Here is a 12,702-nt window from a genome sequence, read left to right on the forward strand (position 1 = left end):
TCGCCGCCTCGTTCATTCATTACTGTTCATCACGGCGCGCATTATGCCGTGTGTTATCGAGAACCATTCATAAACACGCATAAAAGCCCCACTCATGCGGATGAGTGGGGCTTTTATGCGTGGAGCGAATGGTCATCTTGTGGGAGCGGGCTTGCTCGCGAAGGCGCAGTGTCAGGCAACCTGTTCGTCGACTGACCCGCCGTCTTCGCGAGCAAGCCCGCTCCCACAGCTCCTCAGGCTGACCATTGAGCCGGGCTCCTGGCTCCAATCAGAAGTGGAAGTTGGTACTCAGCAACGCGGTGCGCCCGGCCGCCTGGTTGGCGAAGTGGGTCGAGAACGCCTTGTCGTAGTAGGTTTCGTCGGTCAGGTTCTGCACGTTGAGCTGCAGGTCCAGGTGCTTGTTGACCTTGTAGTTGGCCATCGCGTCGTAGCGCACGTAGGCGTCGACCTGGGTAGTATTCGCCACGCTGCCGAACACGTCGTCGACATAGAACGCGCCGCCGCCAATGGTCAGCTTCGAGGTGAGCGCGTAGGTGGTCCAGATGCTGGCGCTGTTCTTCGGCGTGTTCGGCAGTTCGTTGCCGTCGGTGGTGCTCATCGGCCCGCCATCGACTTGCTTGCTGTCCAGGTAGCTGTAGCCGGCGAAGACCTGCCACTTATCGGTGATCTTGCCGCTGGCCGACAGTTCGAGGCCGTCGACGCGGGTCTTGCCGGCGTTCTCGTACGTGGTGGTGTCGACCTGGACCCGGGCGTTGTCTTTCTCCGTGCGGAAGATCGCCGCGGTCAGCGAGAGGCGGGCGTCGAGCAGGTCCCACTTGGTGCCGATCTCGTAGTTCTTGGTGGTTTCCGGTTCCATGTCGCTGGCCAGCAGGTTGCCGCTGCGGTCCGGCGTGCCGCCCAACGGGTTGCCTTCGGTGCCTTCGCCGACCATGTTGCCTGGCGGTGTGGCCGATGTGGCGTACGAGGCGTAGAGACTGCCGTTGTCCGCCGGTTTCCAGACCAGGCCGAACTGGCCGGTGATGAACTCGCTGGTGTCATCGCCCTTGGACGTGGTGGTGCCAGCGGCGTTGTAGGTCTTGTACTTCGTGTCGAAATGGTCGTAGCGCAAGCCCATGTTCACCAGCCATTGCGGCGACAGCTCCAGGGTATCGAACACATAGAGCGCGCGGGTGACGCTGGTGGTGTCGGTGCCGGCGTAGTTGCGTGCAATCGTGCCGTTCCACGGGTCATTGGGATTCGGGTTGGAGAGCGAAGTGCAGTTGTAGCCGCTCGACGCGCCGACCATCGACGGCGTGCAGTTGGTGTTCGCTGCCGTGGTCCCCGGCACCGTGTCGGTGTTGACGGTGTAGGAAGACTTTTCACCTTTCTCGCGGCTCAGTTCGATGCCGGTGGAGAAACTGTTCTTGAAGCCGGCGACGTAGACGTCACCGAACAGGTCGGTCTGGTTGGTGGTGGTGTCGACGTTGCTCACGCGGCTATTGGCCCGGCGCCAGACCGTGCCGTTGTTGACGTTGCCCTTGCTGTCGTCAGGCTGGGTCAGGATGTAGTCCTGCATGCTCGAACCGTGGCGCAGGGTGTTCTTGAGCGTCAGCGCGTCGCTCAAATCGTGCTCGATGGCGAAGGTGGCCGTGTCGGTGCGGGTCTTGCGAAAGTCCCGGTCGGTGAGGCCGTAGAAGTTGCTGCTGTCGCCGCCGTCGTTGGGCTTGTCCGGGTTGGCCTTGGTGCGGTCGGCCGTGCGGCCCGAGGCCGGTACGGTGTAGGGGATGCCCGAGTCTGGCAGGTCATTGCTTTCCAGGTGGTAGTAATCGAGGTTGACCCGGGTATCGGTGCCCAGGCCGAACGCCAGCGATGGCGCGATGCCCCAGCGGTCGTAGTCGACCTTGTCGCGGCCGGCGACATTGCTTTCATGGCTCATCAGGTTGAGACGGCCGGCGGCGGTGTCGCTGAACTGATAGTTGCCGTCCAGGGTGTAGCGCTGGGTCTGGTCCGAGCCCCAGGTGAAGCCGCCGTCGAGGCTGTCGCCCAGGTGCGCTTTCTTGCTGACCAGATTGATTGTTCCGCCTGCGGCACCGCGCCCGCCGACGGCGGAGTTCGGGCCCTTGCTCACTTCAATCGATTCCACGGCGAAGATCTCGCGGCTCTGCGAACCGGTGTCGCGCACGCCGTCGAGGTAGGTGTCGCCCTGGGCATCGAAACCGCGGATGAACGGACGGTCGCCCTGAGGGTTGCCCCCTTCACCGGCACCGAAGGTGATGCCGGGCACGGTGCGCAACGCGTCCTGCATGTTCAGTGCCCCCGTGTCCTTGAGCACCTGCTGCGGGATGACGGTGACCGAGCGTGGCGTGTCCACCAGCGGCGCGGTGTATTTCGGGGAAGAGGCTTTTTCGACCTGATAGGACGTCGCGTCCAGGCCCTGGCCGGTGATGCGGGTGGCGTCCAGGGCGATGGCGTTGCGCGGAGCGTTCTCATCGGTGTCCTGCGAGGCCTGGGCCACGTGCGTCGCGGACGTTGCACTGAGGGCGACGCCGATGGCCGACGCCAACAGGCGAGGTGAGTTGACCGGTGATGGTGTGGGTTGACGCGACATGAAAAATTCCTTCCCCCAAGGATTCGAGGCCGCGGAATATAGGGTAAACAGGGTTTTGTATCAATTGCGAAATATTGCTATTTGAGAGGAATTTACATTCTTTACAATTTGCCTTTACGGGTGCTCCCAGGTGCGACATCGACGGGGGTTGTGCACAGCCAATAAGAATCACTACCATTGGCGCCCCATTTTATCCACAGGTCCAAATGCCATGTTGCTGCACATTCCCGGCGTGTTTTCTCCTGAAGAAGTGCAGCGCATCCGCGAGGCGCTGGAGCAGGCCGAGTGGGCGGACGGCAAGGTCACGGCGGGTTTCCAGTCGGCCAAGGCCAAGCACAACCTGCAGTTGCCCGAGGGCCATCCGCTGGCCAAGGAGATCGGTGCCGCGATGCTGGACCGGCTGTGGAAAAACCCGTTGTTCATGTCGGCCGCGCTGCCGCACAAGGTGTTCCCGCCCCTGGTGAACTGCTACACGGCGGGCGGCAATTTCGATTTTCATATCGACAACGCGGTGCGCCAGCCCAAGGGCAGTGCCGAGCGGGTGCGCACCGACCTGTCGGCCACGTTGTTCTTCAGCGATCCGCAGGACTATGACGGCGGCGAACTGGAAATCCAGGACACCTATGGCACCCAGCGGGTCAAGTTGCCGGCCGGGGACATGGTGCTGTACCCGGGCACCAGCCTGCACAAGGTCACCCCGGTCACTCGCGGCGCACGTTATGCCTCGTTCTTCTGGACCCAAAGCCTGGTGCGCGAAGACAGCCAGCGGGCGCTGCTGTTTGAAATGGACGGCGCGATCCAGCAACTGACCCAGGACATGCCCGATCACCCCTCGTTGATTCGCCTGACCGGCACTTATCACAACCTGCTGCGCCGCTGGGTCGAGGTGTAAGTGACGGACTTTCGTCTGCGCCGCCAGGAAGTGCTCGACACTGATGCGCTCACGACCATGCTCGACGAAAGCCCGGCGCGGGCCGCCCAGGCGATCCTGGTCGCCGCCCGTGAGGGGGTGCTCGAAGCCCAGGCCCTGCTCGGGCAGATCCTGCTCGACGGCCAGGGCATCAGCCGCGATGGGCCGCTGGCCCTGCGCTGGTTCAGTATTGCCGCCGGGCGCGGGCACCTGATGGCGCGCAACATGCTCGGGCGCTGTCATGAACACGGCTGGGGCTGCACCGCCGATGCGTCGATCGCCGCCAGGCATTATCGCCAGGCCGCCGAGGCAGGCCTGGACTGGGCGATGTACAACTACGCCAACCTGTTGGCGACCGGGCGTGGTGTACCTGAGGACCAAGGCCAGGCGCTGCGTCTGTACCGTCGTGCCGCCGAACAGGGGCACGCGAAGTCGATGAACCTGCTGGGCCGTTACCTGGAAGAGGGGCGTGCCTGTCCAGCGGACCCGGTTGCCGCGGCCCAGTGGTATCGACGTTCAGCCGAAGGCGGTGATTTTCGCGGGCAGTTCAGCCATGGCTGCGTGTTGCTGGCCGGCCACCGGGTCGACGAAGGACTGGCCTGGCTGCGGCGCGCCCTGGAGGGCGGCAATCTCAATTTCCTGCGGGTGGCGGTGCACACCTTGGCCCGGGCACAGATGCCGGTGTTGCAGCCTTTGGTCGAGGCCTATCAGGCGCGTATCGCGGTATTGGATCAAGGTGCCGTTGCGTAATAGCCGAACGGGTTATTTATCTATTCATACTTGAATGTCGTCGCTTGCTATAAGCGGTTGGCGGGTTTGTAGTATCCGCTAATGTTTGCATTGTTTTCGCGCTTTGACTTCATTTGCTTCGATCGACTAGTGTCCGAGCGGCTGTATGTAACTTGTACTTCGTTCGGCAGCGTTTAGTTAATGGTTGTCGGTCAATCGATAATTAAAGGATTAATTATGAATACCCATGCTGTGTGGAGCGAGGCACTTGAAGATGCTTCGTCCGAAGAGATCACCCTGTTTGCGCAATTGGCGCCGAAGACGCTGTCCAACGCCTCGGCACCGACCCAGGAAGGCGAGTCCCGTGGCAAGGGCCTGTTGCTGACCAAGAAACAGATCATCGACCTGAGAAAGTATGAGTCGGCTGCCCTGGCGCTGCCCTATCACGTGGCCGATGTGAAGGATTACCTGAACTTCGGTGATCCTGCCGGGGGCGGGGCGGGGCTGCGCGTCGACGACTTCGTCAAGACCTTCCGCGCCACCCGTACCCACGCCCGCCGCTGGTCGCCCCTGCGTGAATCGATCATGCTGACCGGCAGCCAACTGAAGTTGTTTGCCGCCAGCATGGCCATTTACGAAAGGTCCATGGAGGAAGTCTATGACGATGTCCGGGCCGCCCGGTTACTGGATAAAAATAATATTGAAACCCTGGAACAGCTAAAACAACTGGAGTTGGAGCTGGGGGGTAAGTTTCCCGGTATTGACTTGCCGCCGGGTACGGTGGAAGACATCGGTTACTACCTGGATCAGATCTACAAGAAAGTGGGGGATAATCTCAAGGTCGTTAAAAGCATCAAGTTGGCACTGGATTACTTTGGCTATGACTTGCGCCAGCACATCCTGCCGGAGATCAAACTACGCCTCAGCTTGATCGGCAGTACGTTGTTGCCGGCCGAAGTCGAGATGCTCAAGCGACAGGTCGATGACCGGGCCTTGCGCATCGAAGAGAAAAATACCGAATACGCCAATGCCGTGGAGCGGTCCCTCGGTGCGGCCACGGGCATGAACCTGATCGGCCTGGCGCTGGCCATTTACCTGGGGGTGGAGGCCGAAAACATCCGCGCCGAACGAAACCGCCTGTACCAGGAGCAGGAAGCGGCCATTGAAGAGCTGCGGGGCAAACACCAGACCCTGGGTTCCCTGAGCCGGGTCAAACATGACCTGCAAGGCCTTGAACTGGTGGCGATCGACGCCGACATCGCCACGCAGAACCTGATGCACGTCTGGAATGTCATGCACCTTTACATCCAGTCCTCCCAGGATGCGGTGGCCAAGATCACTGATGCCCTCAGGCTGCGCCTGTTCATGCAGGCCTTCCGGGCAGTGGCCTCGCCGTGGAAGCAGATCGAGCACGATGCGGATGCCCTGATCGCGGTGTTCAAGGAAGCCGACGAGGAATACGAGCGTGTCTATGGCATCAGGACACGCGCCGCGTTTGCCATGCTGCCGAGCACCGATTACCCGACGGTCGATACCGGCATCCTGGCCGACAGCAACCGGCTCATGAGGGACGGCGCCATTCAATCCCGCGTGCTGTTCATTCGCTGGAATTACCTGCCGCAACTGCACCAGCGGTTCGATGCCCTGGTGCTCGGCGTGGACAACAGCAGCGATGTGCTCAAAGAGGTGGCGCTGAGCACCCGGATGGCCCTCGAAGGCCGGGTGCGTCGCTTGCAGGCGCTGGACAAGGAGCTGGCAAGCGCCTTGGACGAGCAGGATGTCCAGGACATCGAGGCGGACCGCGCCGGGGAGCTGGCGCAGATGAGTCGCTGCGTGACGCAGTCCACCCGGCAGCTCAGCGATCAGTTGTCGACCATCCGCGACGTGTTCGACCGACGCCTGAGCTTGGGCTTCGTCGAAGACATGGAACGCGAACAACACCGCGTCGAGGCTGGCCTCAAACGTCTGGAAGACGAGCGGGCCGAGCGTCAAAAGGCCCGTGGCCTGGCCAGCGACGCCATCGGCCTGCTCAAGACGGGTGGTATCGAAGCGATTGGCAACGACCTGGTGCTGACCCTGGAGCACATGACGAAACTCGGTATCGCGCCACCGGAAGTGCAGTTGGTCATGCAGGCGATCGAGCAGCTCAAGAAGACCCTGGTGCAGGTCGGCGAAGGGGTTCGCTTCCTCGACCTGGTGCGCGCACGCGACCAGTTGGCCGGGAAAATCCAGGCGCTGGACGCCGATATCGACAAGCTCCACAGCCAGCTCAACGCCCTGAAGGGCAAGGTCCAGTTCATCCGGGTCATTCATGGCATCGACGATCAGCGCCAGCGTTATGTGGGCCAATACCAGGGCGTGGTCGCGGCTTACCGCTCGTTCGCCCGGTTGATCGAGGCCAATGCCTACCTGGCGCAAGAGCAGCGCAGCCTCGACCTGATCCACCAGGCGCAGCGGTTCATGGCATTCCTGGCGCCGCTGGCCTTGCCCTTGGCGCTGCATGGATGACGCCCACGGCGGGGAGGGATCATGGTCGATTTTCTGTTGGACGAGAAACACTTCTCGGCGTTGGGCGAATACATCGGTTTCCTGAGCGACCTGCCGTGCAGCCTGGCGGAAATCGAGCAGTTATCCGATCTGTATCGTCGCTCGGGGCATGTGTTGCTGACGCCCCCCGATGCGCAGGCACTGACCCGCGCCGCGACGGACAATGAAAACCGTTGGAACGCGATTGTCTGTGTGGTCCCGTCGTTGGGTTTCATGGTGCATCGGCTGGTCGAGAAAACCGCCACCTTCGTGGCAGAGTTCGAGCAGGTGGCCCGGGATGCCATGCTGGTGACCGATCCCCCGTTGCTCGGCGACCTCGACCCGTCGCGCTTCTCGCCGGTCAACGTCGGTGCACAGGGGAGCAATCGCACCGCCAGCGTCATGCAGCTGATCGACAACCTCTGTCGGCGGCTGGATGAATGTGCGGCCGCGGGTGCTCGCCTCAAGGCGTTGATTGTGAGCGTCTCACAGACCATCCACAGTCTGTTCGTGCGTTTCATCGATTCGTTGACGCTCAGGCTCTGTGCCTGTCATGGGCCGGTGCCCAAGATCGAGGTCTACTACGCCTTGGGGCGGATCAGCCTGCCCGGCATGCAGTACGATGCGGGTGCGCAGCATTCCCAGGCGCAGCGCAAGGCATTGGCGCAAGCACACCTGAGGGCCTTGAACGGGCTCTATGTGCGTTCGACGTCGGCGGCGAACAACATTGCCGACCTGTGCCATCGCCTGGGGTATTTCCTGACCCAGGTGAAGCTCGAACTGCAAACCCATGATCGACAGCAGAGTCTGCGCCGGGCAAGGGCTTCGTTCGCTCAGTTGGCCTATCCGCTGGCGCAATTGAGGGCGATGGCCCACGCCTTGCGAGCGATGCCGTTGCGAGTGGAGGCGGGGTGATTGACCGTTCCCACGCAGGTGCGTGGGAACGTTCTGACGGGCGTCGATTTATACGTAGAAGGATTTCAGCGGCGGGAAGCCATTGAATTCCACCGCGCTGTAGCTGGTGGTGTAGGCACCGGTCGACAGCCAGTACAGGCGATCACCGATGGCCAGGTTCAGCGGCAAGCCATACTTGTAGTTCTCGTACATGATGTCGGCGCTGTCGCAGGTCGGGCCAGCGATGACCACTTCTTCCATTTCGCCTTTCTTCTCGGTCCAGATCGGGAACTTGATGGCTTCGTCCATGGTTTCGATCAGGCCGGAGAACTTGCCCACGTCGGTGTACACCCAACGCTCGACGGCGGTGCGCGATTTACGCGCCACCAGCACCACTTCGCTGACCAGGATGCCGGCGTTGGCAATCAACGAACGGCCCGGTTCCAGGATGATTTCCGGCAGGTCGTCGCCGAAGTCTTCCTTGAGGAAGCGAATGATTTCTTCGGCGTAGGTTTCCAGGCTGTTGGTGCGGGTGATGTAGTTGGCCGGGAAGCCACCGCCCATGTTGATCAGCTTGAGCACGATGCCGTCTTCTTCCTTGAGACGCTCGAAGATGACCTTGACCTTGGCGATCGCGGCGTCCCAGACGCTGATGTCGCGCTGTTGCGAGCCGACGTGGAACGAAATGCCGTAGGGCACCAGGCCCAGGTCGCGGGCCAGGATCAGCAGGTCCATGGCCATGTCGGTCTGGCAGCCGAATTTGCGCGACAGCGGCCAATCAGCCGTGGTCGAGCCTTCGGTGAGGATGCGCACATAGACTTTCGAGCCCGGCGCGGCCTTGGCGATGTTGCGCAGGTCGGCTTCGGAGTCGGTGGCATACAGGCGCACGCCCTTCTCGTAGAAGTAGCGGATGTCCTTGGATTTCTTGATGGTGTTGCCGTAGCTGATCTGGTCTGGCGTGACGCCGCGGCTCAGGACCTTGTCCAGCTCATAGATCGAGGCGATGTCGAAGTTCGAGCCTTTTTCCTTGAGCAGGTCGATGATTTCCACCGCCGGGTTGGCCTTCACGGCGTAGTAGACCTTGGCGAACTCGAAACCGGCGCGCAAGTCGTCGTAGGCCTGGGCAATCATCGCGGTGTCGATCACCACGAACGGGGTTTCCTGCTTGTCGGCGAACGCTTTCATCTTCTGGAAAGTTTCGCGCGCGAAATAATCTTCGACCTGGATCGACATACTTGGGACTCCTACTGGCAAACATCAGGATCAATGGGTGTGAAGGCCGGGTAGCCTTCGTGAACGTCCTCCGTATCCCCACTTTGGTTCGCCTACTTCCCAAGGCATTGCCGCCGAAAGCAAAAAGGCCATGGGCTGCGGGATGCCCTTGGCCTTGCTGTCTCGTCGTCAGTACTTGAGCCGGATGGATCGTTTCCAGCATGGACGTTCGGCGCGAACTTTAGGGCGTGAGGGGCCTGAGATCAACTAAAAATGTCGCGTTTTTGCACACATCCGTCGTGCGGGCGGCGACAGCTCCTGATGTAACCGACCTGCATGACAGATTGATGTTCCCCTGGATCGGTCAATGACGGCGCTCGCTGCGATACAGGTTCGAGGTTTGGGGTCTGTGTGGGGCGAGCGCGCTTACTCGCGCTGAGGTGCATAGCGGCCCCAAAAGGTGGTCATTACGCAACCGAGCGGGAGCAGGCTCCTGGCTACAGGGACAGGCGTAGCTCATTTGTTGATCAATGACCCGCCTGTTATGAGGAAAACGTTTAATTAACCTCGATTGACTGTCACTTCTGACAGTAGGCGCTCGCCCAAGATTACCGAATACTCAAATCCAGACAGTCGTTCTTCATGATTTTAATGCTGCGGATACCGGCTTATATCCGGCGCGCGGCGTATTGAATTGTGCCTTGAATCACTGCGGATTTTGCGATGTAGAGAACTCCAGGAGAGGGACATGCGCAAGTATCGGGTCATCTTGAACGCTTCTTTAATGATCGGACTCTTCACCAGTTGCGGCTTGTCACAGGCCGACCCGGGAACGGACACGGCGAAGTTGATGGAGTACTGGTATCGCTTGACTGCTCGCGATTGTGGCAGCGGCAGGTTGGCGTCCGATTGTTCAGGTCTGATACTTCGCGGGATCGCCAGTAAACAAAGTTACTTGCCCTGGGATGCCAGTCCGTTTTCACACAGTGTTGAAGCCGGCGGAAGCGGTCTTTCGGCCGGTGGCACATCGGTTTCCTACTTGAGGAAGGACGTTGAGTTCAACGGGCTGGGAATGCTCCGCTACAACGGCTTTGCGCTGACGCCCAATGATTTCGTGGACGACAAGACCCAGTTCAAGATCAAGGTGCTCTGCGCGTTTGTCATCGACTCCTGGACCAATTATCGGAACAACAACGGTTGCGGTGATTACCAGGAGAATGGCAATACCCTGGGCGTCGTCGAGGACTACTGCCAGAAGCTGAGCATCAGCAACCCCAAGGCCTGGATGGAACACTACGATCGCCAGACCCAGGACCCCGAGGTGACGAAAGCCCACCGCTTCCAATGCGGTTTCGATACGACCCGGGATTACTTCGGCAGCTATAACAAGGCCGACGCATTCAACACCTTTGTCGAGGCTCGCAAGGTGCTGGCCAAGGACCCGGAGGAGCAGGGCGATGCGATAAACACCCAGTCCGAGTTGCGGATCGAAACCTGGCCGGATAACAAGTACTGGAACAGGGACTGGAGCAGCCAGGACCGCAAGAAGTTCGACGCGCCTGTCGCCAGTGACAGCGATTCAGCAAAAGCCACGCGCCTGGAACTTCCCATCGCCGCGTTCATTTATGAAAGTGGCGTGGATTACATCGACAGAACGACCCGGGCGTTCACCGCCCGCGACTTCGCCCGTGATGACCAACGCCGTTGGGTGGAGCAGGGTAATGCCTGGAAGCCGATCATCAAGGTTCAATTTCCTCGTTCTATCGGCGAAGACGCGAAGTTTGCCTACTATCCGGTCGATCAACAGATACCCGCCCCCGCGGACAGCCGTTCTTGTGATAACTACATCGAAAAACTCGAGTGGGATAACAACTATGTAGAACCGGTGCTGGGAACGATCTCCTCGCTTAAGATCACGCCCACGGCGTGTGGCAGAAAAGCCGGTGTCGGGAAAACCAATGTGGTGTTGGCCGAGTTGGCGATCAAGGCCGCAGCGCTCGATCCGAATCGCAAGGATTGGAATTTCGACAACATGGGCAGCAGCATGCGCCGCCAACTGGCCTGCCACCTCGACTCTCCGGACATCGCCGAGAACAAGCCCACCTGGAGCCTTGAGCCCGCCCGTCCCTACGTGCCCCATGACGTGATCATGAAGTTGCCGGGTGACAACAGATGTAATCCGCATTGAACGCAGGGGCCAGGCTGTCTGACCCGCCTCTGTGAGGGGCAGACGGCCCGGCCTGGGTGATGACCGGCCTTCCAGGTGACGAGCATGGCGAATCTCAGCCGCAAAAAATCGGTAAAGCTGTTCGTTTTGACGGGTTGCATGATTATCTCATTGCAGTCCCTTGCTGAAACGCTCACGGGCGCGGCCCTGCAATCGGGCGAAGAGACGGCCGCCGACTTGACCCGCCGTTACTACGATACGGCGCTCAACTGCGGTTCGCCGACGGCACCGGCCTTTCTATGCTCGGGGGTGGTGGCACGCACGACCTACGCGGGCAACTTCGACCCTTGGGACCATAGCGAGTTTTCCAGGACGACCGGGGCCGTTTCGTTTTCCTACCTGCGCGCCGATGCCCGGTTCGGCGCAGCGCCCTGGGGCACTAACGACGCCAAGCATGGCTATATCTTTTACCCCATCCTCCAGACGCCGCCGGGTAAGGCCAAGCCTTCGGTCATCTGTTATTTCCCTTACGACGGCGCCACCCTCTACCGCAGCAAGCCAGGGGCCTACGGTTGCCGGGACAGCATCACGCAGTTCGTCTACCCACAGAGCAAGCCCTGCAATGAACAGAATATTTTCACCGCCAAAGCCTGGTTGGCGCATTTTCGCAAGGTGGCCTACGGTAACCCCGCCAGTTGTGCGTGGATGGTCAACGATGGGTTGAATGAGCAAGCCACCGCCAACTTCAATGCCGGCTTGCAAGTGCGAAAGGACGTTGAACTCGAGGCCGGTGGCGCCGATTTCAACTTCAAGAACCACAACGAACTTCGAATCGAGGCGTGGCCGGAAAAAAATCCGACCCCGTTGCCCATCCAGGCGTTTTTCTGGATCTCGGGCTCCAACGATCTGGAGGCCGCCAGGACCGACCAGAAGAAATACTTCGAACGGACCCAGGGGCTGGTCGTCCCCATTGTCCGGGTGACACTGCCGCCCGGTCCGAAGGAGCATTTCAGCTTTCAATACGTCAGTGCCGACCAGGCGATCAACCCGGTGGTGCCGGCCACCGCGTGGGGCGCGCCCGGCGTGCCCAAGGCCTACAGTTCAGCCACGGGCGAGCGCTTGAGTATCAAGAATATCTACCGGGACGATTACCTCGCCGTGCAATTGCCGCTCAGTGGCCTGGGGGCTGCCGATACGGTAAGCGTGCAGTGGCGAGGGCGGGTGCCGTACAGCAGCCCGCCGGTGCGTTATGGTGACCTGCCTGCCGACAAGCAGGTGTTGATTCCCCGTCCCGAAGTGGTCGACAGCGTCGGGCTGACGGTGCCGGTGAGCTACACCGTCAAGAAAGGTGGCGTCGGCGAAACCCAGACGTCCGCCGTGTTGTACCTGGCCGTTGATCCCCAGGCCCTGGACCTTCCAGCGCCCGGTTACTCGGCCGGCACGGTGATCATCTATTCACCCGCCCCAGTGGGCTCGACGCTACGCGTACGGGCCATGGGACAGACCATCCTCGATACGGGCAGCCAACTCGTCACCGCCGGCCAGGCCAATCGCTTCGTGCTCGACCCGGCCTGGGTGGCGCAAAACCGAGGAAGAACGGTGTTGATCAACTACTCGGTCTTCACCAACCTGAGCCCGCAGTGGCTGTTTTCCCGGGTCCTCAGGGTTTCGCTGTAA

The 12,702-nt window shown here is 60.7% G+C and carries 8 protein-coding genes; 6 read left to right on the forward strand and 2 right to left on the reverse strand.

What is annotated here, in order from left to right; translation table 11 throughout:
- Window positions 1-268: 268 nt before the first annotated feature.
- Window positions 269-2,587, reverse strand: a complete 2,319-nt coding sequence (locus V5F23_RS04010; protein WP_212803409.1) for a TonB-dependent siderophore receptor — start codon at window positions 2,585-2,587, stop codon at window positions 269-271.
- Between the two features lie 211 nt (window positions 2,588-2,798).
- On the opposite strand from V5F23_RS04010, the gene V5F23_RS04015 reads away from it, so the two are divergent.
- The 4 genes from V5F23_RS04015 (at window position 2,799) to V5F23_RS04030 (ending at window position 7,667) form a co-directional block, all read left to right on the forward strand.
- Window positions 2,799-3,479: a Fe2+-dependent dioxygenase gene (locus V5F23_RS04015; RefSeq protein ID WP_042729968.1), complete on the forward strand. Its 681-nt coding sequence runs from the start codon at window positions 2,799-2,801 to the stop codon at window positions 3,477-3,479.
- Window positions 3,480-3,536: 57 nt separating this feature from the next.
- A complete protein-coding gene (locus tag V5F23_RS04020; protein ID WP_042729977.1) occupies window positions 3,537-4,247 on the forward strand; it encodes a tetratricopeptide repeat protein in 711 nt (236 codons plus the stop codon).
- A gap of 216 nt (window positions 4,248-4,463) precedes the next feature.
- Complete coding sequence (locus tag V5F23_RS04025; RefSeq protein WP_212803410.1) at window positions 4,464-6,734, forward strand: alpha-xenorhabdolysin family binary toxin subunit A; 2,271 nt, start codon at window positions 4,464-4,466, stop codon at window positions 6,732-6,734.
- Between the two features lie 21 nt (window positions 6,735-6,755).
- A complete protein-coding gene (locus V5F23_RS04030; protein ID WP_212803411.1) occupies window positions 6,756-7,667 on the forward strand; it encodes a hypothetical protein in 912 nt (303 codons plus the stop codon).
- 48 nt (window positions 7,668-7,715) lie between these two features.
- On the opposite strand, the gene V5F23_RS04035 is transcribed toward V5F23_RS04030, so the two are convergent.
- The gene (locus tag V5F23_RS04035) at window positions 7,716-8,879 is read right to left on the reverse strand and encodes a type III PLP-dependent enzyme (protein WP_042732281.1); all 1,164 of its coding nucleotides are present in this window, start codon (window positions 8,877-8,879) and stop codon (window positions 7,716-7,718) included.
- Window positions 8,880-9,606: 727 nt separating this feature from the next.
- Here V5F23_RS04035 and V5F23_RS04040 point away from each other — a divergent pair.
- Window positions 9,607-11,046, forward strand: a complete 1,440-nt coding sequence (locus V5F23_RS04040) for a DUF2599 domain-containing protein (RefSeq protein WP_042732282.1) — start codon at window positions 9,607-9,609, stop codon at window positions 11,044-11,046.
- A 138-nt stretch (window positions 11,047-11,184) separates the two neighbouring features.
- Window positions 11,185-12,702: a hypothetical protein gene (locus V5F23_RS04045; RefSeq protein WP_212803413.1), complete on the forward strand. Its 1,518-nt coding sequence runs from the start codon at window positions 11,185-11,187 to the stop codon at window positions 12,700-12,702.

The sequence above is a fragment of the Pseudomonas sp. WP18 genome, from assembly GCF_036689585.1.
Classification (GTDB): domain Bacteria; phylum Pseudomonadota; class Gammaproteobacteria; order Pseudomonadales; family Pseudomonadaceae; genus Aquipseudomonas; species Aquipseudomonas chlororaphis_E.